The sequence below is a fragment of the Hymenobacter yonginensis genome, from assembly GCF_027625995.1.
Classification (GTDB): domain Bacteria; phylum Bacteroidota; class Bacteroidia; order Cytophagales; family Hymenobacteraceae; genus Hymenobacter; species Hymenobacter yonginensis.
In genome coordinates this window covers 4,426,609-4,449,646 of the sequence record NZ_CP115396.1, presented here as the reverse complement: position 1 = coordinate 4,449,646, position 23,038 = coordinate 4,426,609, and the positions used below count along the sequence as shown (strand labels likewise).

The 23,038-nt window shown below is 63.1% G+C and carries 13 protein-coding genes; 5 read left to right on the top strand and 8 right to left on the bottom strand.

Going from position 1 to position 23,038, the window contains the following annotated elements; genetic code table 11:
• Positions 1 to 378: 378 nt before the first annotated feature.
• The 5 genes from O9Z63_RS19080 to O9Z63_RS19060 all read right to left on the bottom strand — a co-directional run bounded on the left by O9Z63_RS19080 (position 379) and on the right by O9Z63_RS19060 (position 7,890).
• Entirely contained in the window at positions 379 to 639 is a 261-nt protein-coding gene (locus O9Z63_RS19080) for an acyl carrier protein (protein WP_269559565.1), read from the bottom strand.
• 185 nt (positions 640 to 824) lie between these two features.
• On the bottom strand, positions 825 to 4,307 hold the full coding sequence (locus tag O9Z63_RS19075) for an efflux RND transporter permease subunit (RefSeq protein ID WP_270126989.1): 3,483 nt from the start codon (positions 4,305 to 4,307) through the stop codon (positions 825 to 827).
• A 31-nt stretch (positions 4,308 to 4,338) separates the two neighbouring features.
• Positions 4,339 to 5,463 (bottom strand): efflux RND transporter periplasmic adaptor subunit, encoded by a 1,125-nt coding sequence (locus tag O9Z63_RS19070; RefSeq protein WP_270126987.1) that lies wholly within the window; start codon positions 5,461 to 5,463, stop codon positions 4,339 to 4,341.
• A 97-nt stretch (positions 5,464 to 5,560) separates the two neighbouring features.
• The gene (locus tag O9Z63_RS19065) at positions 5,561 to 7,252 is read right to left on the bottom strand and encodes a TolC family protein (protein ID WP_270126986.1); all 1,692 of its coding nucleotides are present in this window, start codon (positions 7,250 to 7,252) and stop codon (positions 5,561 to 5,563) included.
• 23 nt (positions 7,253 to 7,275) lie between these two features.
• On the bottom strand, positions 7,276 to 7,890 hold the full coding sequence (locus O9Z63_RS19060) for a TetR/AcrR family transcriptional regulator (protein WP_270126985.1): 615 nt from the start codon (positions 7,888 to 7,890) through the stop codon (positions 7,276 to 7,278).
• A gap of 302 nt (positions 7,891 to 8,192) precedes the next feature.
• Between O9Z63_RS19060 and ispF the strand changes: the two genes are divergently transcribed.
• Complete coding sequence (gene ispF, locus O9Z63_RS19055) at positions 8,193 to 8,669, top strand: 2-C-methyl-D-erythritol 2,4-cyclodiphosphate synthase (RefSeq protein WP_270126984.1); 477 nt, start codon at positions 8,193 to 8,195, stop codon at positions 8,667 to 8,669.
• Positions 8,670 to 8,743: 74 nt separating this feature from the next.
• The gene (locus tag O9Z63_RS19050) at positions 8,744 to 10,453 is read left to right on the top strand and encodes a M28 family peptidase (RefSeq protein WP_270126982.1); all 1,710 of its coding nucleotides are present in this window, start codon (positions 8,744 to 8,746) and stop codon (positions 10,451 to 10,453) included.
• 4 nt (positions 10,454 to 10,457) lie between these two features.
• Here the strand turns inward: O9Z63_RS19050 and O9Z63_RS19045 are convergent, their stop codons facing one another.
• A complete protein-coding gene (locus O9Z63_RS19045; RefSeq protein ID WP_270126981.1) occupies positions 10,458 to 10,844 on the bottom strand; it encodes a hypothetical protein in 387 nt (128 codons plus the stop codon).
• A gap of 47 nt (positions 10,845 to 10,891) precedes the next feature.
• Here O9Z63_RS19045 and O9Z63_RS19040 point away from each other — a divergent pair, with 47 nt between their 5' ends.
• The 3 genes from O9Z63_RS19040 to O9Z63_RS19030 all read left to right on the top strand — a co-directional run bounded on the left by O9Z63_RS19040 (position 10,892) and on the right by O9Z63_RS19030 (position 19,934).
• Positions 10,892 to 12,271: a LutB/LldF family L-lactate oxidation iron-sulfur protein gene (locus tag O9Z63_RS19040; protein WP_270126980.1), complete on the top strand. Its 1,380-nt coding sequence runs from the start codon at positions 10,892 to 10,894 to the stop codon at positions 12,269 to 12,271.
• 94 nt (positions 12,272 to 12,365) lie between these two features.
• Positions 12,366 to 13,415 (top strand): hypothetical protein, encoded by a 1,050-nt coding sequence (locus O9Z63_RS19035; RefSeq protein WP_270126979.1) that lies wholly within the window; start codon positions 12,366 to 12,368, stop codon positions 13,413 to 13,415.
• A gap of 390 nt (positions 13,416 to 13,805) precedes the next feature.
• Entirely contained in the window at positions 13,806 to 19,934 is a 6,129-nt protein-coding gene (locus O9Z63_RS19030) for a T9SS type A sorting domain-containing protein (protein WP_270126978.1), read from the top strand.
• A gap of 156 nt (positions 19,935 to 20,090) precedes the next feature.
• Here the strand turns inward: O9Z63_RS19030 and sdaAA are convergent, their stop codons facing one another.
• Together sdaAA and O9Z63_RS19020 are read right to left on the bottom strand one after the other, a co-directional pair.
• The gene (gene sdaAA, locus O9Z63_RS19025; RefSeq protein WP_044014640.1) at positions 20,091 to 20,993 is read right to left on the bottom strand and encodes an L-serine ammonia-lyase, iron-sulfur-dependent, subunit alpha; all 903 of its coding nucleotides are present in this window, start codon (positions 20,991 to 20,993) and stop codon (positions 20,091 to 20,093) included.
• Positions 20,994 to 21,132: 139 nt separating this feature from the next.
• Positions 21,133 to 23,001 (bottom strand): M48 family metalloprotease, encoded by a 1,869-nt coding sequence (locus tag O9Z63_RS19020; protein ID WP_270126977.1) that lies wholly within the window; start codon positions 22,999 to 23,001, stop codon positions 21,133 to 21,135.
• Between the last annotated feature and the right edge of the window lie 37 nt (positions 23,002 to 23,038).

Below are 23,038 nucleotides of genomic sequence, written 5' to 3'. Positions count from 1 at the left end.
AACCCGCCCGATGGTAGTAGAGGAGTCGCGGCCGTTTGAGGATAAAGCCTCGGCCGGCGCCCCCAAAACCGCCCCGGTGGAAGCCCCCGCTCTGCAGTCCACCCAGTCTGCTACCGCCAGCAGCCACAGCCCGGCAACAACCGGCCCATCATATTCCGACGAACCTGCTCATACCTCCGACAGCAGCCGTGAAGCAAGCCCATCCGCCGACTCGCGGCCAGCCGGGGGCGACGCCGGCGGCAACGTCCGCTAGAAAAGCACCTGCTTCGAAATGCATAGAAAAAGCCCTGCATCAGCTGATGCAGGGCTTTTTTGTGCCTATCCGGGCTGCCGCCTACGTAATGGACGACAGGCTCCTGATTGCGCAATATGGCAGGGCTAGGCGGCTTTGGCGTGTGACGCCACGTAGCTCACGAAGTCGCCGACGGTGGCCAGGGGCACTTCGTCGGGAATGGTGATGTGGAAGTTGCGCTCCAGCTCCAGGATGATGTCGACCACGTCGACGGTATCGAAGCCCAGCTCGCGGCTGAGGTTGCTGCCGATACGCAGGCGCCGGGCCTTGATGGCCTTGCGCTTGCTGATGATGCGCAGCACCTGCTGCTGAATGGACTTGGCGGCGGAGGTCGTTGAGGTGATCATAGGAACGACGGAAACGTGGGGTACTGAAAAAAATTGCGGCAGCCTGGCCAGCCAACTCCAGCGGGCGCCCGTTCGGGCGGAGGAGTCCGCAGCACCGGTGAATGGTTGCACCGGCCCGGCAAAAAACTATCGGTGGTTGAAATTCTGGACCGGCCGCACTAGCTGCGGCCGGTCTGGATTACGGACTATGCCTCCTGCTCTACAAAAATGGGCGGGGTGGCGGCCTTCACCTCTTCGGCGTCGGCTACGGGTTCAGGAGTACCTTTCAGGCGCAGCTTCAGGCTTTCGCTCAGCAGGTACATCACGGGCACTACTACCAGCGTGATGCCGGTAGCAAACACCAGCCCGAAGATGATGGTCCAGGCCAGCGGGCCCCAGAACACCACCGACTCGCCGCCGATGAAGAAGTGGGCGTCGCCGCTGGCAAACAGCTCGTAGAAGTCGATGTTGAGACCAATGGCCAGCGGAATCAGGCCCAGGGTGGCGGCCGTGGCCGTCAGGATTACCGGGTTGAGGCGGGTGCGGCCGGCCAGCACAATGGCTTCGCGCAGCGGCATACCCTGCGCCCGCAGGATGTCCATGAACTCGACCAGCAGAATCCCGTTTTTCACCACAATACCGGCCAAGGCGATGATACCCACACCCGTCATCACAATGGAGATGTTCTGGCCCGTGATGGCCAGGCCCCAGAACACGCCGGCAATGGAGAACAGCACTTCGGAGAGGATGATAACCGGCTTGCTGAACGAGTTGAACTGCGTTACCAGAATCAGGAAGATGAGAGCCAGGGCCCCGAGGCCGGCCAGGGGCAGGAAGTCGGTGGTTTCCTTCTGGTCTTCCTCAGCCCCGCCCATCTTGATGGTGTAGCCGGCCGGCGTGGGGAACGACTGGAGCGCGGTGCGGATATTAGCCACTACATCAGGACCAGTGTAGCCGTTGAGCACGTTGGAGCTGATGGTGATGACGCGCTTGGTGTCTTTGCGCCGGATACCGCCGTAGGTGCTGCCGTAGGTTACCTGGGCAATGGACGAAATGGGCACCTGCCGCACCGCACCGGTAGCGTCGCGGAACGTGAGTGGAGCGTTGATGATGGCGTCCACGTCGTTGCGATAGGGCTTGGCGTAGCGCACCTGCACGGGATACTCGTCGTCGGAGGTCTTGAATTTGCTGGCTTCCGAGCCGTAGATGGCCGTGCGCACTTCCAGACCGATCTGGCCGGTGCTGATGCCTTCCCGGTTGGCACGGGTCCGGTCAATGTTCACGGCAATTTCGGGGTTGCGGTCCTCCAGGTTGGAGCGCAGGGCTTCCACGCCGCCAATGTTGAGCGAATCGACGTAGCGGGTTACCTTTTTGCTGAGCTTGGCCAGCGTGGGATAGTCGTCGCCAATCACCTCAATGGCAATGGGCTTGGCCTGGGGCGGACCGCTGGCTTCCTGGTCCACCGAAATTTCGGCGCCGGGAATGCCTTTCACTACCTCCCGGATTTTATCCATGTAGGTGCCGGTGGCGGGGCCGGTCCGGTCGCTTAGTTCCTTGAAAGCCACAGCCACCTTGCCCATGTTCGACATAGCCGTGCCGCTCGACGACGAGGCGTCGCTCGGGTCGCCGGCACCGATGGCCACGTTGGTAATCACCGATTCCACGTCGGGGTTTTGGCGGCCAATGACGCCGTAGATGCGGTTTTCCAGCACTTTGGTGATGGAGTCGGTGATTTCCACGCGGGTACCCACCGGCATTTTCAGGTAGGTATAGATGAATTTCGGGTCGCCTTTGGGGAAGAAGTCAATCTTCGGGCCGCGCATGCCGATGGCCACAAACGAGCCCAGGAACAGCACCACTACGCTGATCATCACCAAAGCCGGGTGGTTGATGGACCAGCGCACCAGGCTGGCGTAGCCGTTCTGGAACTTGGGCAGCGCGCGGGTCTGGAACCAGGCAATCATCTTCACCAGCACAAACTTGTCGAGCAGGATGAAGCCGGCCAGGGCCAGGCAGATGTTGCCCACGAAGTGCCCAATCAGGCCGCTGGTTTCGCCGTCGGGGCCTACCTCGGGCGTCGCGCCCAGGGCCAGCACGTTGAACAGGATGCCCAGCACCACCAGCACGCCCACGGCAATTTTGAGGCCTTTGGTGAGCTTGGGTTTGCTGTGCAGGTCTTCCTCGAAGTGCTCCTCGCGCTCCATGAAGCTCACGGCAAACACCGGGTTCATGATGAAGGCCACCACCAACGACGACATCAGGGTGATGATGAGCGTGACGGGCAGGTAGTACATGAACGAGCCCACAATGCCGGGCCAGAACATCAGCGGCACGAAGGGCGCCACCGTGGTGAGCGTACCGGCCAGTACGGGCACGAATACCTCGCCAGCCGCGAATTTGGCGGCCTTTTCGGTGCTCAGCTCGGGGTGCTCGTGCAGCAGGCGGTGGGTGTTTTCGATTACCACAATGGCGTCGTCCACCACAATGCCTAGGGCCAGCAGGAAGGCGAAGAGCACAATCATGTTCAGCGAGAAATCGAAGCCCGGAATAATCAGGAAGGCCAGGAACATCGAAATCGGCACCGAAAGGCCCACGAACATGGCGTTGGTGGTGCCCATGAAGAACAGCAGGATGGCCGTTACCAGCAGGAAGCCGATAACGATGGTGTTGATCAGGTCGTGGAGGGTTACGCGGGTGTCGTTGGAGCTGTCCCCGGTGATGGTCACCTTCAGCTCCCGGGGCAGCGTTTTCTCGGACTCAGCTACCAGCGCCTTGATTTTGTCGGAGGCATCAATCAGGTTTTCGCCCTGGCGCTTCACCACGTTCAGGGTAATGGCGGGCTTGCCATCGAGGCGGGCGTAGGATTCCCGGTCCTTGAAGCCGTCCTGCACGGTGGCAATGTCGCCGAGGCGCACGGCCGCGCCGTTGAGGTTCTTCACCTGGATGTCGGCAATGTCTTCGGCGCGCACGTACTGGCCGGCCACGCGCACGGCCCGCTTCTGGGAGCCCACATCAATGGAGCCACCCGAAATGGTCACGTTTTCGCGGGCAATGGCGTTGCTGATGTCGGAGAAGCCCAGGCGCGAGGCCCGCAGCTTGTTCAGGTCCACGTCCACGTTCACCTGCTGGTCGAGGGCGCCTACGATGTCCACGCGGGTGATTTCGGGCAGGGCCTCAATCTTATCCTGGAAGTCGTCGGCGTACTTTTTGAGCTGCACGGCGGGCAGGTTGCCGCTCAGGTTCACAAACATGATGGGCTGCTCCGAGATGTTGATTTCCTTCACCGTAGGCGGCGAGGGCAAATCGTTGGGCAGCTCGGGCGCGGCCTTGTCCACGGCGTCCTTCACCAGCTGCTTGGCGTACTGCACGTCCACGTTCGAGTTGAACTCGATGTCGACGATACAGTAGTCCTGGTTGGAAGTGGAGTTGATTTTCTTCACCCCGTTCACGCTTTTCAGCTCCTTTTCGAGCTGGCGCGTCACCAGGTTTTCGATATCCGCCGGCGAAGTACCGGGGTAAATAGTGGCCACGATAATCCGCGGAATCACGATGTCGGGGAATTTCTCCTTGCCCAGCTTGATGTAGGCAAAAATCCCCGCCACGCACAGCAGCACCGTGATGATGTAGATGCTGGTTTTGTTATTAATCGACCAACTGGTCGGCCCAAACTCTTTCTCTAGATCCTGCATATTGTTGGGGTTTTGGCGGTTTGTGCAACGCCTACAGCGTCACCAGCTGGCCTTCGTTCAGGGTCTGGTAGCCGGCCGAAATCACCTGGTCGCCGGCCTGGAGGCCGCCGGTTACTTCCACCTTGCCGTTGTAGGTCTGGCCGGTCTGGATGATGCGCTTGGCGGCCACTTTCTTGCCGCCTTTGTCGCTCACCACCAGCACGTAGCTGTTCTGCTCGTCTTTCTGCACCAAGTCCACGGGCAGCACCGTGGCGCTCTGGCGGGCGTAGTTCTGGATGCGCACGTTGGCCACCATGTTGGGGCGCAGCTGCCCGGCCTTGCTGCCGCTCAGGCGCAGCTCCGTGGTGAAGGTGCGGCTGGTGGGGTTGATGGTGCTGGATACTACCCGCACCGTGGCGGGCAGCTCCTCGCCACCCAGGTCCGGAATGGTTACCAGGGCCTGGTCGCCGGCTTTGATGCGGGAGGCGTAGGCTTCCGATACATCGGCCAGAATCTTGCCGGTACCGCTGCTGCTGATGAGCTTCACCACGGGCGCGCCGGGGGCTACGGTTTCGCCCAGCTTGGGCAGCACGTCATCCACGGTACCCGAGAACGGGGCCACCACGGTGTAGAGGGCACGCTGCTGGTTGAGCGTAGCCAGGTTGCGCTGCAGAGCCTGGTAGTTGTTTTTGGCCTGCAGGTACTGGATTTCGGTACCGATTTCCTGCTTCCAGAGGCGGCTCTGCTTCTCGTACACTACGCGGGCCAAATCCATGCGGGTGCGCAGCTCGGCAATGCTGGCGTCGAGGATGCTGGCGTCCACGGTGGCCAGGGTCTGGCCCTTGCTCACCCGGTCGCCGCGCTGCACGCGCAGGCTGGTGAGGGTGCCGGCGGCGCGGGCGGATACGTTGGCGTTCTGGTCGAAGTCCACGCGGCCCTGCAGCTCCAGGTAGCTCTTGAAGCTCTCGGGGGCCACTTTAATCACCGAAACGGGCGTGGTCTGAGCGGCGGCCCCTTCGGCCTTGGCACCGGACTTGGCTTCCAGCTCGGCAATTTTGGCCTGGTTGGCAGCCTGCTCTTTTTTCAGCTTGGCCAGTTCGGCCTGAGGATCTTTTTCGCCGCCGCAGGCGGTCAGCAGCCCCAGGGTCAGCAGAAAGGCAGAAGTAAACGATTTCATCGTTGGAGGAAGATAGTAGCGAAGGAGTGAGGAGCTAGAACATGGGTACGCGGCCGGGTCAGAAGCTTCTAGCTCTTAGCTTCTGACTTCTGGCTCCTTATTTCCGGGCCTGGCTGTACAGCTCGCCGGTGGCTTTGTCGCGGTCCACTTTGGCTACCAGCACGTCGTAGAGGGCGGCGTAGTAGTTGGTTTGGGCCGAGCGCAGCTCGGTTTCGGCCGTCACCACTTCCAGGTTCGAGCCCACGCCCTCCTGAAACTTGATGCGCGACACCCGGGCCACGTCGGCGGCCAGGTCGAGGTTGGCTTTCTGATTGTCCAGCACGTCCAGGGCGTTGATGAGCGTGGTACGGCTCTGGGCATCCTGTAAATCGATGCTCTGACGCAGGGTCTCGAAGCCTTTCTCGATGGTCTGCTGCTGAATGCGGGCCTGCTGCACCTGGTACTTGCGGCGGAAGCCGTCAAACACCGGAATCTGCAAACTCAGGCCCACGTTGCCGAACCCAAACCAGTTCTGGTTGGGGAAGCCGTTGCCAGACCGCGAATCAGGCCCGCGGAAGGCGAACAGGTCGCCGGGATTCTTAGCGGAGCCCGAGAAGCCATAGGCGGCCGTAGCCAGCAGGCGCGGGTAGGCGCCGGCCCGGCGGTTGGCCAGATCCAGGCCAGCCAGGGCCTGCTGGGTTTCCAGGGTGCTGAACTCGATGCGGTTGTTGTAGTTGAAAGCCGCGGCCAACTGGCCGGTGCGCGCCCCGCTGAGGGCCGTCTGCTGGTCCTGCTGGCGCTGGGCGTCGGTGTTGCCGGAGGTCGGAGCCGTGCCGGTGGGTACGCCGCCCAGGCCGGTTACGCCGCCGCCAGTGGTGGCGCTGGCCACGCCCAGACGCTGGCGCAAAGCCCCGGCATCGACCACGGCCGCCCCGAGCGAGTCCGAAAGCTGTACTTCCTGAGTTTGCGGCAGGCCCATCTGAAACTTCAGCAGCGCCACGCTCAGCTCGGTGAGGCGGCTGGCTTTCTGCTGCTCCACTACCAGGTTGTTGCGCTGCACCTGCAGGCGCTGCACGTCCAGCTTCTCGGCGAAACCCGCCTTGAAGGTTTCGTTGGTCTGGTACAGAATGGTGTCGAGGCGCTGCACGTTGCGCGAAAGCAGCTGCAGCCGCTCGCGGGCCACCAGCGTGCTGTAGTAGGCTTTGCTCACCTGCTCCACCACGTCGATTTCGGCCTGCTGGGTTTGCTTCTGGGCCAGCTGCTCGTACACTTTGGCTGCTTTCAGGCCGATGAGGTAGGCCCCATCAAACAGCAGCTGCGACACCGAGGCGCTGGTGTTGCCGGCCCACTGCAGGCCAAAGGCAAACGCCTGCGGCGGCACCGGCTCCGAGGGCAACGAAACCGTGCCCAGGTTTACCGTCCGGCCGCTTTGAGCGGCAGCAATGTCGGCTGGCGTGAGGGTGGTTGCGGAGCTTCCGCCGCCCAGGGCCCCAAAGTCCACGAGGCTTTTCTGCAGCTTGAAGTTGTCGGCCACGTTGGCCGCCACGTTCACCTGCGGCAGGCCGGCCGACCGAATCTCGCCCACTTTGGCGCGGGCCGTCTGCTCGTTGAGGCGCGTGGCCAGCAACGACGACTTGTTCTTGACGGCGTAGTCGATGGCCTGCTGCAGGCTCAGGGGCATGAGGCCAGTGGCCGTGGAGGTAGCCAGCGCCGGCTGCTGGGCCGGGGCGGTTTGCGCCAGCACAGCCCCGGCGGGGGCCAGCAGGCCCGGCCCGGCGGCCAGCAACAACACGCGAAGATTGGTTTTCATATCAGGAAAAGCGGTGATGAAGCTTATTCTTCTTCCGTCACGTGACGGTACTCGTTGATGAGTTTGTGGCCTTTCAAAGACACCACACCCAGCAGAAAATGCTCGTTGGAGGCCATCTGCACCCGCATCTGGTCGAACTGCGCGGGCGGGAATACTTCCGGGTCGAAGAGCACGTCAATCTGGGCCAGGCGCAGGCGCGAGAGCACCTCAATGTCGAGGTCGGCGCGGTAGAGGCCTTCCTGCACGCCCCGGCGCAGGTTGGCCTGAATCTGCTGCAGAATGAAGCTGCTCTTGTGCTCGTGAAACAGGCCCCAGGCGGCAGGGTAGTACTTGCGCAAATCGTGGATGGCGTTGGGGTTCACGTTGGCAAACTGCCGCTTGGCCCAGTCCATCATCTGCACCATCTCGTCCACGGCGTTGCGGGCGTGGCTGATGATGCCTTCGCACTCGCCCTGTACTCCGGTCAGGTGGTTATGAATGACGGCTGATACAATCTGGTCCTTGTTTTCGAACCACTTGTAGAGCGTCTTCTTCGAGATACCCAGGTGGGTAGCAATGTCGTCCATCGACACGCTCTTAATCCCGTTACGGGTGAAGAGGCCGATGGCGGCTTGTAGGATTCGGTCTTTGATTTCCATGATTACGGCAGCAAAGGTACTGCGGAAACTTTTACTGATTCCATAGTTTCCATTAATTTTTTGCTATCCATTTTCACCGATTCCAGTGCCGGTGCCTTTGGCGACGCACGGCGGCGGTTTTTACTTTAGCCGCGGCCCGTTTTTTTTCTCCGAGCACCCAACCGCGCCGTTGCCGTACCTTGGCACTGCCTAATGGGTTTTTCGTGCTTCGTTTTCCGTTTTCTGGCCTCAGCAGCGCCACAAACCGAAAAGTCAAACCCGAAAAACGAGGCGCGAAAAATCGAAAAACGAACCCCACCCCTATGAAAATCCGGACCGGCTTCGGCTATGACGTTCATCAGCTCCAAGAGGGCCTGCCTTTCTGGCTCGGCGGCATTCAGGTACCGCACACCCACGGCGCCCTCGGCCACTCCGATGCCGACGTGCTCATCCACGTTATCTGCGACGCGCTGCTGGGCGCGGCCAACCTGCGCGACATCGGCTTCCACTTCCCCGACACCGACCCGCAGTACAAGGGCATCGACAGCAAGCGGCTGCTGAAGGAAGTGGTGCGCCTGCTCACGGAGCGCGGCTACCGCATCAGCAACATCGACTCCACCATCTGCCTCGAAGCCCCCAAAGTCAACCCGCATATTGCCGAGATGCAGCGCGTGCTGGCCGAAGTAATGGGCATCGACGCCGACGATATCAGCATCAAAGCCACCACCACCGAGAAGCTGGGCTTCGTGGGCCGCCGCGAAGGCGTGGCCGCTTACGCCTCGGTGCTGATCAGCAAGTAGCCCGCGCAAGGCGGCGCGCCGCGTGCAGCCTTCGGCAGAAATTCCGTCCTTACCGTCGTTTAAACCGACCTTCTATGTCCACCTCCTCCTCCTTTCTGGCCGGGCTGCTGCTGGTTGGCGCTACCGTTTCGGCGGTAGCCCAGCAGGCTCCCGACAAAATCAAAGTCAAGAAAAAGCGCGGCGCCAAAACCGAGGCGCCGGCCGTGGTGCAGCCCACCGACGGCGCCGTACTGACGACGCCCACCCTGGCCACCGACAAGCCCACCGAGTGGGCCGGCACCTACGCCGCCACCATCACGCAGGAAGACCTGCGCCAGCACCTGACCGTGCTGGCCTCTGATGCCTACGAAGGCCGCGAAACCGGCGAGAAAGGCCAGAAAATGGCCGCCGACTACCTCAGCACCGAGTTCAAGAAGCTGGGCCTAGCCGGCCCCGTTACGGGCTCCGACAACCCGTATCTGCAGCACTTCACGATGGAGCGCAGCACCTGGGAGGAAACCGCCACCATCAAGGCCGGCACTCAGACCTACAAGTGGCTGACGGATTTCTACGCCATGGGCAACTCGCCGTTTCAGCAGGCTACCAGCGTGCAGCCGGTGTTTCTGGGCTACGGTATTGAGCAGGATGGCTACTCCGACTACACCGGCAAAGACGTGCAGGGCAAGGACGTGCTGATTCTGCTGGGCGAGCCCACCGGCCCCGACGGCAAGCCCGTGCTGGGCAAAGACGGCGCCCCCAGCAAGTGGGGCAACGACTACCGCGCCAAGGCCGCCAAAGCCGCCGAGAAAGGCGCCCGCAGCGTGTTCTTCGTCAGCTTCGACCCCAACAACAACTTCGACAAGCTGGTACCGCGCATGATGCCGTACCTGCGCCGGCCCAGCATCTCGTTCAAGGATGCCAAGCCCGATGGCCGTCGCGCGGCGTTCTTTTTGTCGCCGAAGCTGGGCTACCAGCTGCTGGGCTCCAACGCCGCGGCCGTAACCAAGTACATGGATGCCACCGGCAAAGCCGGCAAGCCCGTTGCCAGCCCCTTCAAGCCGGTGAAATTCACCATCACGGCCCCCAAGAAGCGCGAGGACTTCACCACCGAAAACGTGCTGGGCTACCTCGAAGGCACCGATAAAAAAGATGAAGTGCTGGTGCTGTCGGCTCACTACGACCACATCGGCATCATTAACGGCGAGGTAAACAACGGCGCCGACGACGACGGCTCCGGCACCGTGACGGTGCTAGAAATGGCCCAGGCCTTCATGAAAGCCAAAGCCGAAGGCCACGGTCCGCGCCGCAGCATCCTGTTTCTGGCCGTAACGGGCGAGGAAAAAGGCCTGCTCGGCTCGGAGTACTACACCGACCACCCCGTGTTTCCGCTGGCCCAGACCGTGGCCGACCTGAACACCGACATGGTGGGCCGCACCGACAAGGAGCACGAAGGCAAAGGCGACTACGTGTACGTTATCGGCTCCGACAAGCTCTCGTCGGAGCTGCACGAAATCGTGCTCAACGCCAACGCGCAGTACGTGAAGATGGACCTGGACTTCCGCTTCAACGACCCCGAAGACCCCAACCGCTTCTACTACCGCTCCGACCACTATAACTTCGCCAAGCACAAGATTCCGGTGGCGTTCTTCTTCAACGGCGTGCACGACGACTATCACGGTGCCGGCGACGAAGTAGAGAAAATCGAGTTTCCGAAGATGGAAAAGCGGGCCCGCCTCGTGTTCCATTCGGCCTGGGAGCTGGCCAACCGCGACACGCGGATTGTGGTAGACTCCAACAAGAAATAGCGCCCTAGCCGGCCAGCGCCTGCTGGCGGGCAGCCGGCGTCAGTGTTAGCCCTCGTTCGAGGCAGAACCGGAGCAAGGCTCTGGCAACAGCCCCGGACGAGGGTTTTATTGTGTATTCGAGGTGGTCGGGCTGCACGCTGAGCAGCACCCGCGCGCCACTCCAGAAACTTTCGGGCTTGAAATCCACTTGCTTTATAGCCGGGTAGGAATGCTGCTGCGTGGTCAGTATCTTGATTTCCCAGTGCGTTTCGTGCAGTACCAGCCGGCACGTGAGGTCGTTGTGGGAGTAGCCGGGCAGAAACCCCAGCAGCCGGAAGGCGCTGTCGATCCGGGCTATGGGCACCGGGAAGCCGTCGGGTGGCAAGGGCTGTGGGATGACGACAGATGTCATGCTGGGGTTGATTGAGTAATTTGCAGGAGTAATTTCAGCGTACCGCCATGATAGCCACGAAATCCAGTCAGTTTCAGCTCGACAGCGAGAACAAGGCCTTCGACCTGGAGCACCGCCGCAAAATCCGCTTCAATATCGGGAAGTACAACGCGGCCGTGACCACCGGGCTGGGCTTCTACCACGACCACGAGCTGGCCCGCGAACGGGCGTCGTACCTGAAGGCGCAGGCCATCAACCACCTCGACGATTACCTGCTGGAGTTTGAGCGCAACTTCACGGCCCGCGGCGGCAAGGTGATTTGGGCGCGGGACGCCGACGAGGCCCTGCGCGAAATCGGCAAGATCATGAGCCGGCGCCACGCCCGCACCGTGGTGAAGGCCAAGAGCATGACCACCGAGGAAATCCACCTCAACCACTTTCTGGAGCAGAACGGCATCGAGTCGGTGGAGACGGACCTGGGCGAGTTCATTGTGCAGTTGAACGGCGAGCGGCCCTACCATATCGTGACGCCGGCCATGCACCTGAGCAAGCTCGATATTGCCGACATCTTCGTCAAGCACCTCGGCATCGAGTACACCGACGACGCCCAGAAGCTGGTGCTCACGGCGCGCCATCTGCTGCGCAACAAGTACACCTCGGCGGAAGTGGGCATCACGGGCGGCAACTTCCTGATTGCGGATACCGGTGCAGTGGCCGTAACCGAAAACGAAGGCAACGCCCGCCTCTCGGCCACCTTTCCGCGCACCCATATTGCCATTGTGGGCATCGAGAAGGTGATTCCGAAGCTGGAGGACCTAGCTTTGTTCTGGCCCCTGCTCAGCACCAGCGGCACCGGCCAGCAGGTGACGGTATACAACACCATCTATACTGGCCCGCGCCAGCCGCTGGAAAAAGACGGCCCCGACGAAATGATTGTGGTGCTGCTCGACAACGGCCGCACCAACCTACTGGCCCAGCCCGCCCAGCGCGAGGCGCTGCACTGCATCCGCTGCGGGGCCTGCCTCAACATCTGCCCGGTGTACAAGAACATCGGCGGCCACACCTACGAAACCACCTACTCCGGCCCCATCGGCTCGGTTATCAGCCCGCACCTGGCCGGCATGGCCGATAATAAGCACTTGAGCTACGCTAGCAGCCTGTGCGGCGCCTGCACCTCGGTGTGCCCGGTCAAGATTCCGATTCATAACCTGCTGCTGCAAAACCGCCAGCAGGCCGTGCGCGAAAACCTCACCGACAAAGAAGAGCGCACGGCCATCCGGCTGTGGCTGCTGGCCATGAAAAACCGCCGCCTGCTGGACCTATTGCCGGCCCGCGCCAAAAACTGGGTGCTGCTGCGCCTGCTCAGCCAAGTAGGCTGGAGCAAGCGCCGCGACGCCCTGGAAGTGGCCCCGCAGTCGTTCCGGAAGATGTGGAAGGCGCGGGGGTAGCGCTGGGCAAGCCCATTATGGCCGCCCGCCAACCCTATCACACACAACACAGTACAACAACCGCCACCCGCCTGGGTGGCGGTTTTGCTTTTCTATGCTCTATTACGCGCTGCACGCGCTGGCTTTTGCGGCTGGTGTGCTCCTGGTCATTCTCACGCTCTCGGCCGCTATCCGCTCGTTTGTGCTGCCGCGCAACGAGGTGGTGAAGCTGAATGCCTATGTGTTCCGGGCGCTGCGCACGGTGTTCGACCTGGCCGCCTCCCGGCACAAAACCTTCAGCGGGCGCGACCGGGTGCAGGCCCACTACGCGCCCGTGGCGCTGGTGGCCCTGCCGGTGGTGTGGCTGGCGGTAGTGGCTGTCGGGTTTACCGGTATCTACTGGGGCATGAATGAGGGCGACTGGCTGGACTGTTTTCAGCTCAGCGGCAGCTCTCTGCTCACGCTGGGCACCCACAAAACGCGCGGCCCCATCGTCACCGTTTTCACCTTTGCCGAGGCCACGCTGGGCTTGCTGCTGCTCACGCTGCTCATCTCCTACCTACCTACCATCTACCAAGCCTTTTCGCGGCGCGAGATGATGGTGTCTAGGGTGGAGCTGCGGGCCGGCGCCCCACCTACCGCCAGCGCGCTGCTGCTGTGGCTGCACCGCCGCGATGTGCAAGCGCCCGACACGGCCCAGTGGGAAGCCTGGGAAGGCTGGTTTATGGAGTTGGAGGAAAGCCACACGTCGCTGCCGATTCTGTCGTTTTTTCGCTCGCCGCAGCCGGGGCGCTCCTGGGTGACTACGGCGGCGCTGATTCTGGATTCGGCGGCCCTGCTGTTCAGCACCTCAGACGGCCCCCACGACCAGCAGGCAGAACTGACCTTCAAGGCCGGCTGCCTGTCGATAAACCGGATTTTCCGCTTTTTCAGCGACGACATTCACACAGAGCCCAGCGAGCTGCTGCCCGATAATGATCCGCTGGACGACCCGGCCCGCACTGCCTTCAACGAGGCGTATACCACGCTGACGGAAGGCGGCCTGCCATTGCGGGCCAACCGCGACGAGGCCTGGCAGCACTACCACGAGCTGCGCAGCCGTTACACTACGGCTCTGGAGTTTCTGGGCCGCATCACCATGGCGCCGGCGGTAAAGGACCTGTAGATACAACTGAACCGCCGGCTATTGCGGAAGCCTCCGCAAACTGCTCCTTCGGCCTCATTTTCATTGCTGCAAAGCGGCCCTGGCGTATGCCAGGGCCGCTTTGGATTTTACGGCAGCCTGTCAGGCAGTTGCACCTCAAAGAACGCTATTGGATAGTGACGCGAAACCTGTACTTTACGCCGCCCATACTGTATTTATCCCATGAATATGCAATCAGGGCTTTATTATACTTCCGCCCTCTTCTGGCCCTTCTTTATGCCGCATCTTCTCTGATTGTTCACGCGTTTCGCCGGCTCCGCCGCCCAGTAGCCCTACCCGCTGCTGAGGCTTTGCCGAGCGCACCCGCCTACCTGCTTTGCTTCCTCTTTTTTTACCCTCTTTTTCTTTTCTATGCTTACATCTTTACTAACAGCAGCCACCGACGGGACCCACCCCGCCCCGGGGCTGCAAACCGGCCGCTGGCAGCGGCGCCTGCCGCTGCTGGCCCTGCTGGGTCTGCTGGGGGCCACGGCGGCCCAGGCCCAGACGGTGCGCACCCTGCCGGGTGACTATGCCACCCTAGCGGCGGCCATCACCGACCTGAATACCAACGGCGTGCCGGCGGGCGGGGTCACCATCAACATTGCGGCGGGCTACACCGAAACCGCCGCCAACCTCACGCTGACGGCGAGCGGCACGGCGGCTAACCCAATCGTGTTCCAAAAAGCCGGGACCGGGGCCAATCCGCTCATCACGGCCGGCGCCGGGGCCAGCACCACCACCGATGGCATCATCCGGCTTTCGGGGGCCGACTACGTGACGTTTGACGGCCTTGATGTGGCGGAAAGCGCCACCAATACCACCACAACCACGCAGATGGAGTTTGGCTACGGGCTGTTTCGGGCTTCGGCTACGGATGGCTGCCAGAACAACATCATCCGCAACTGCGTGGTGACGCTCAACAAGACCAATGCCGCTACCATCGGTATTGCGGGGCTGGCTTCGGGCACGGCCAGCGCTACGGCAATACCGGCCACCAGCCCGGCCGGCGCCAACTCCAACAACCTGGTGTACGGCAACGTGGTGAGCAATGCTCTGAAAGGCATTGACTTCTCGGCGGGCAGTGCCACTACGCCACTGGCCAACTTCGACCAGAACAACCAGGTGGGCCTGACGCCCGCCGGCGCGGCAGCCGGCAACACCGTCGGCAACTTCGGCGGCTCGGCTTCGGGATGGGGCATTGGCGGCAACTACCAGAACGGCTACAAAGTGGCCAACAACCTGGTCAACAGCACGGCCAACTACACTTCGGCCACGGCCTCGACGCCGGTAGCGGCTTCCACCGTCACGAGCACGCTGCGCGGCATCTACGGCAACGCCGGCGCCGCCGCCAGCCTCGACTTCCTCAACAACACCGTGACCCTGGCCAGCGGCGCCACCACGTCGCAGCTGTCGGGCATCGAGAGCGGCATCGGAGCGACGGGCACGACCAACACCATCAACATCACGGGCAATACCGTGACGGGTTGCACCTACACCACGGCCACGAGCGGCATTTTCTACGGCCTGTATAACTCAGCCACGGCGGGCACGGTCAATATCTCGGGCAATACCGTCAGCAACAACACGGTGCCGGGCACGGGGGCATTCTACCTGATATCGGGCAGCGGCCCCACAACGCTCAACATCCTCAACAATCAGCTCAGCGGCAATACCAAAGGTGGCTCGACGGCCAGTACCAGCGGCACTATGTTCTGCATCAGTGCGGGCACGGCGGCCGTTACGGCCTCGGGCAACACCATCAGCAACAACCGCATTGTATCGAGCGGCACGAGCAGCTCCACCCTAAACGGGTACTACAACTTCAGCTCGCCGCCTTCGGAAACGGTGACCAACAACATCATCACCAACCTCTCGGTGGAGGGCAGCACGTCCTCGTCGACTTCGGCCATCAGTGGTATTCTGACCAACCCGGCCAGCACCACCACCAAGCTCGTCAGCCAGAACGTCATCGGCAATCTGAGTCTAGCGGTAGGCGGCACGGTGTACGGCATTCAGTCGATTGCCGGCAACTCGGTGAGCATTTCGCGCAACAAGATCTACGGCCTCTCCGCCGCCGCTACGGCCGGCACAGTGTATGGCCTGTTTCTGAGCACCGGCTCGGCCATTACGGCCAGCAACAACCTGATCGGCGACCTGACGGCCCCGACTTCCAGCGGCATGAATGCCGTGAGCGGGGTGTTCATCAACAGCGGCACCAACGTCAACCTGTACTACAACACGCTGTACCTGGCGGCGGTGTCGTCCTCGGCCACTTTTGGCACGTCGGGCATCTACGCGGCGTCCCTGGTGCCGGTAGTGGACCTGCGCAACAACCTGGTGGTGAACAACTCCACGCCGGGCAGCACGGGCGGCGCTACGGTGGCACTGCGCTACACGGCCGCGCCGGGCAGCAGCCTGGCTGGCACCACCAACAACAACATCTACTACGCCGGCACGCCCGGTGCGGCCAACCTGATTTACGCCGAGGGCACAACCACCCTGGCCAACCCGCAGCAGACGCTGGCCGCCTACCGCGCCTACGTGGCCGCGCGCGAGCAGAACTCGCTGACGGAAAACCCGACGTTTGTGAGCACCACCGGAACGGCTGCGGGCTTCCTGCATCTGAGTCCTTCCGTGCCCACGCAGGCGGAAAGCGCCGCTGCTCCCATCAGCGGCCTGACCGTGGACTACGACGGCGAAACCCGTGGGACGCTACCCGATATCGGGGCCGACGAGGGCACTTTTGTGCCGCTTGACATGAGCGTACCGGTCATCACCCTGACTCCCCTCAGCAACACGACCAGCACCGCCAACCGGACTCTGTCCGTCACGATTGTGGATGCCAGCGGGATTGCCACCGGCGCCAACGCCCCGCGGCTGTTTTTCCGCAAGGGCAACAGCGGCGCGTTCCAGAGCGTGACAGCCAGCAGCGTGAGCGGCGACGTGTACACGTTCACGTTTGATTTTGCCCTGGTGGGCGGCGTTTCGGGCTTCGATGCCATTCAGTACTACGTGGTGGCGCAGGATGCCAGCACCAACGCCAACGTGAGCAGCAACCCTGCGGGCGGCACGTTCACTACGGCGCCAACCAGCGTGTATCAGTTCCTGATTCAGGGCCAGCTCAGCGGCACCTACTACGTGGGCACGGGCACTTCGCCTGACCCCACCCGCACCTACGCCACCCTGACGGCGGCCACGCAGGCCTACAGCAACAACCTGCTGGCCGGCCCCGTGACGTTCCTGCTGCTGGATACCAGCTACGGCCCGGCTGAGACGTTCCCGATTCTGATTTCCAACAACACCACGGCTTCGGCCACCAACACGCTCACCATCAAACCCGTGTCCGGCCTCTCGACCAGCCTGACGGGCAGCAACGCCACGGCGCTGATTGCGCTGGTAGGCGCCGACTACGTAATACTTGACGGCAACAGCGGCGGCACCATTTCCGGCACCGACCCACGCCCCAGCCGCAACTGGACGCTGAGCAACACCAGCACGGCCACCACCAGCAACGGCATCGTGCTGACGGTACCCAACTCCGGTGCCGACAACGCCTCCAACAACACGTTCCGCAACCTGACGGTGAGCGGCAGCGGCGGCGCTACGGCGCAGGCCGGCATTCTGATGCTCTCCGCCACCACCAACACCGTCGGCAACGCCAACAACGTGGTGCAGAACAATGCGGTATCGGGCGCGACCTTCGGTATCTACTCGGTAGGCCCCAGCGCTACCGTGAAAAACACCGGCACCATCATCACCCAGAACGACATGACCGTGACGGGTACCGGTGCCATCGGGCGCTACGGCATCACCGGCCTGTTCGAGGACGGTATTCAGGTGACGCAGAACCGGGTGGATGGCATCAACTCGGCGGCTAGCGCCGACGTGTGGGGCATCAACCTGGGCTTCACTGGCATCACCAACAACGTGTATGCCGGCAACGAGGTAACCAACGCCACCATTGACCGCAACTATGTGGGCACGGTGCAGCAGACCAATACCTATTCGGCCGCCGGCATTGCGCTGGCCGCGGCCACGTCGGGCACGTCGGTTATCAGCAACAACATGGTGGCCGGCGTTTCGTCGAACGGCACGGCCGGCGACTTCGGGGCGGGCATCTTCTTGGGCGGCGGAACCGGCTCGACCACCCGGGTAGCCTTCAACTCAGTAAACATGAGCGGCACCCAGACCGGCGGCAACCAGCCCAACTTCGCGCTGGCAGTGGGCGGCACCACGCCTACCGTTGACATCCGCAACAACGTGCTGGCCATCACCCAGACCACGGGCACCGGCAAAAGCGTGGCCCTGGGCCTGGCCTACAGCAGCACCACCGGTGCCTACGCAGGCCTGACGTCTTCCAACAACGACTTCTTTGTGGGTTCGGGCGCTGCCTTCCTGGTAGGCCAGACCGGCGGCCTGGTGCCGGCAGGTATTGCCCGCACCACGCTGGCCGACCTCAACACCGAAACTGGCCAGGACAATCCGGCCACCTCGAAAACTGCCGATCCGCAGTTTGTTTCGGCCACGGACCTGCACAGCACCAGCGCGGCCCTCAACAACGCCGGCGTACCCGTAGCGGGTATCACGGTGGACTTCGATGGCCAGACCCGCGCGGCTAACACGCCCGACATCGGGGCCGACGAATTCGCGCTGCTCGACCTGGCCACGGCCGCTCTTACCGGCCCTACGGCCGGCGCCGGCTGCTACTCGGCCACGGAGGCCGTGTCCGTCACGATCCGCAACAACGCTGCTACCGCGCTGGACTTCGCCGTTACGCCGGCCACCATTACGGCTACCGTAACGGGCGGCGCCACGCCCCAGACCCTGACCGCCACGGTAAACACCGGCACGCTGGCTCCCGGCGCCTCACTGGTAGTGCCGGTTGGCACCGCCGACCTGTCGGCCGCTGGTACGTACTCGCTGACGGCCACGGTGGCCGTAACCGGCGACGAAAACGCCGCCAACAACACCCTGGCTACGCCGCTGAGCATCGTGAGCACGCCGCGCACGGTGGCCTTCTCGTACCCCGCCGGAACCATCTGCGCCAGCTCCACTGCTCCGGTGGCGGCCACGCTGGCCAGCGGTGCAGCTACGGGCGGCACGTTCAGCGCCCCTACCGGCCTGACCATTGACGCCACCACGGGCGCCATCACGCCTTCGTCCAGCACGCCCGGCACCTACACCGTGACCTACGCTGTTGCCGCCTCGGGCGCCTGCCCGGCAGTATCGGCCACGCAGTCGGTTACAATTACGCCGGCCGCCTCGGCTGCCTTCAGCTACAGCGCTGCCACGTTCTGCCAGAGCGGCACCAACCCGGTAGCTACCGTGACGGGCACCAGCGGCGGTACGTTCAGCGCTCCTACCGGCCTGAGCCTTGACGCTGCCACCGGTGCCATCAACCTGACGGCCTCGACACCCGGCACGTACACCGTGACGTACACGGCCGGCACCGCCTGCCCCGCCTCCGCCACGTTCAGCGTGACCATCACGGCTCCGGCCACGGCCGGCTTCAGCTACGCAGCCACCAGCTTCTGCGCCTCGCAGACCACTGCGGCCGCTGCTACGCTGGCCACGGGTGCCACGGCCGGCACATTCAGCTCCACTACGGGCCTGAGCATCAATGCCACCACGGGCGCCATCACGCCCAGCACCAGCACGCCCGGCACCTACACCGTGACCAACACGGTAGCGGCATCCGGCGGTTGCGCCGCGGCTACGGCCACGTTCAGCGTGACGATTACGGCGGCTCCGGTAGCGACGTTCAGCTACGCGAATGCTGCCTATTGCGCCGGCGCTACCGGCACGGCCGCGCCAACGCTGTCCACCGGCGCTACCGCTGGCACGTTCAGCGCCCCTACCGGCCTGACCATTAACGCCACCACCGGCGTTATCACGCCAGGCACTTCCACGGCTGGCACCTACGTTGTGACCAACACGGTGGCAGCTTCGGGCGCCTGCGCTGCTACTACGGCTACCTTCACGGTAACCATCAACGCCCGTCCGGCCCAGCCTACGGTGTCGCCGGTGTACAACGGGGCCACCACCACGCTCACCAGCTCCAGCGCTACGGGCAACCAGTGGTACCTCAACGGCACGCTGATTCCCGGCGCTACCAACCCCACGTACGTGGTGAACACCACGGCCCAGTTTGGCCAGTACACGGTGGTGGTAACCAACGCTGCCACGGGCTGCGCCTCGCTGCCCTCGGCCCCGCTGCTCGTCAACAGCAGCGTGAAGCCGCTGGCCGGCGCGGCCCTGAGCGTGTACCCCAACCCTACGCCCGACGGTAACCTGACCGTGGAGCTGCGCGGCTATACCAAAGCCACGGAGCTGCGTGTCTACAACGCCGTAGGCCAGCAGGTGCTGGAGCGTACGCTGTCGGGCCAGCCCGGCGTGCAGACCGCTACGCTGGATCTGCGCCAGCTGCCGGCCGGCGTCTACATCCTGCGTGCCCGCACCGAAGGTGGGCTTGATGTGCGCCGCATCACCAAGGAATAAGCCCGAGGCTTATAAACGCAACGAAAAGGGCCTTCCCAGTTGGGAAGGCCCTTTTTTGTGGCAGCTTCTGATGAGTAGCTGGATATAAGTATTGGGTAGTGAGAAGCTCAATAATCAGTACCTATGTCTGACTACCCGACGCTCAGTACTTGCTACTTATTCTCCTTCGTCGGGCAGAATCTGGACGTCCTGCACCAACACCATCTTCTCGATTTCGCGGCCACGGGGGGTATTGGCGAGGCCGCCGAGGGCGGTTTCCTTGTAGCGCGTTTCCATGCTCTGGCCCACTTCGCCGAGAGCCGCCACGCACTGGTCTACCGGAATGACGGGGTCGATGCCGGCAATGGCAATCTGGGCCGAGCTGAAAGCAATGGCGGCGGCCGAGGCGTTGCGCACCACGCAGGGCACCTCCACCAGCCCCGCCACCGGGTCGCACACCAGCCCCAGCATGCATTGGATGGTGACGGCGACGGCCGCAAACGTCTGATCGACGGTACCGCCCAGGCAGTAGACGATGGCGCCGCTGCCCATAGCCGCGGCCGAGCCGGTTTCGGCCTGGCAGCCGCCCACGGCGCCGGCCAGCGAGGCGTTCTGCTCGATGATGAGCGCCACGCCGGCCGCCACCAGCAGGCCTTCCAGAATCTGGCGGTCGGAGAGCTTATGCAGCTCCTGCAACGTCACGAGCACGCCGGGCAGGATGCCCGAAGCCCCAGCGGTGGGCGCGGCCACCACCCGGCCCATGCAGGAGTTCACCTCCTTGGCGCCCATGGCCCGCGTGACCAGCTGCTTAAACTCCGGCGACAGCACCGTAACGGGCGAGGCCGCAATCTTCTTCGCGCCGTTGTTGATCATGCCCGAGCGGGAAGTCATGTCCTGGGTGAGGCCGGTTTGCACGGCGTCGCGCATCACGTCGTAGGCCCGTTGCAGGCCGTCCCAGATCTGGTCTTCCGTGCGGCCTTTCTGCTCGATTTCGTAGGCCAGCACGGGTTGGTAGAGGGGCTCGCCGGTGGCGGCGCAGTGCGCACGCCAGGAGGCAAAATCAGTGAAAAGCAGCGACATGAGGGGGTGGAAATTAGGTGAGTAGGGCGACAACAGAACGTTACATAAGCGCCCTGCTAAAACCAAAAAAGCTGCTATATGGTGCAGCAGCTTTCCGGTTTATCTGGACTACGAACCTACGCAAAAGCCGGCCGAAAACTCACCTCATCTCTATTTCAGCTCCCATGTCCTTGACTTTCTTCTCCAGCCAACGGTACTCTTTCCCAACGCCTATCACGAATCCTTCACCAGGCATCACCAGCTTGGCGGCCAGGTCCTGTACCCAGTGGCCAATAGTTTCTGTCTTGGTCAGCTTTTTCTCAGGCAAGGGAGCCACTACCAGTACGTAGAGCGGCTTGTTGGCGAAATGCTGCACCTGCTTGCGAACCAGCCAGGCCTGCGCGATTCCGTATTCAGGAGTCGCTATTTCCCCTCTCAGAGCCTGTAGCTGCGTTTCCGTCAGCTCGTGCGCCAATAGGTGGTCGGCCGGCGTGATGGTTGCGCGTTCGGCCATGGCTTCATCCAGCAAATCGGCGTGGCGCAGCTGGCTGGCCCCCAGTTGCCGCACCTCTTCGCGGTTGCCGAGGCGCTGGTGGTAGGCTTCCTGCAGCGCCAGGCCCGGAGCCACATACGTCGGATCACGCTCCATAGCCTCCGTGAGCCACGCCAGCCCGGCGGCATCGTCGAGATTGACCAGGATGCGGCCTACCGAGAAGCGGGCGGCGGTGCCCCAGGTGGCATCCTCAATCAATGCCTGAAACAGCGGCAGCGACTCCGCCGCCCCTACGTGGTCTTCCGTCAGATCGGCCAGTTCCCAGGCCTGGTCGGGGGGCAGGGTTTCGCCGGCGGCTTGTTGGTCGCGCAGTTGCTGCAGGCGCACGCGCTGCTGCTGCAACACGGCGTGCCGCTCCTGCCACACGGCCGCCCGATCAGCCGCCCAGGCGGCATCCAGTTGGGCCGCCAGCTGTGGCAGGCTGCTGCCCAGCCAGGCTTCGGCCGCGGAAACTTCCGGCAACGGTGGCACGCTGGGCTTTTCGCCTAAGGCATTCAGCCTTTCCCCTAGGCTGGGGTGCGTGCTGAATAAGTCGGGGTCGGCCTCGTAGGCATTGGCCAGCGCCTTCTGCTCGTCGGCTTCGGGCAGGCGGCTGGTTTTTGCCAGCGGCAACAGACGGCTAATGGCGTCACTTGGCGGCGTGGGTCGCTCGGCCAGCGAAGCCGTGAGCACATCCCAGTGCAACTTATCAAGAGCGGCGTCGCGGGTGACGAGGGCGCAGAGGGCTTCGGCAATGGCGGCCGGGCTGGTGAGCTGCGCGGCAGCGGCATCGGCGGCAAACTCATCGGTGCGCCGCACGGGGTGCGACCAGGCATTGAAGCGCGGCACGTACCACGTTGTGAAACGGGAGAAAATAGTGCGGCCGGCCTGCTGTTCCATCTGCTCGATCAGCTGGCTCCAGGTCTGGCTCACCCGGTATATCCACGCCCCAAACCGGCCATGGCCTCCGCGCAAATGTCCGAGCTCGTGTCCCACCACCGCGGCAGCCTGCGTTGGCGAAAGGGCCTGCAGCAGCGGCAACCCTACCAGCACATAGTTGCGCGGCCACCCAAAGATGCCCAGCCGGGGCACCTGCACCGCGGCGGCGTTGAAGTCGGAAGTGAGCAGCACCCGATGCACCCGGGGGGCTTTCAGGGTCTGCGTCTGCTGCTCCAGCAATGTCAGGAGTGGGGCTGCTTCGGTGGCCGTGAGCGGCAATCCTTCCGGCGCCTCAAACTTCACCCACAAGGAGCGCACCACCCGCCACGCAAACACGCCCAGCACTATCAGCACTTTCCAGATGAGCCCAACGGCTTTGGTGAACAGGGCCAGGGCGGCCACGGCCCCCATCAGCCCGACGGTGCCCAGCAGAAGCAACAGGATGAAGCCGTAGCCCAGCAGCGCCCACAGCCACACGCGCCGACGGTAAGCAGCCGGGTCGGCTTCCGCCAACGGGCTGAGCTGGCCCAGCCGGGCCAGAAATTGTTCACGAGTCATACAGCACTACATAAATAGAGGCCGGAAAAAGCGGTTT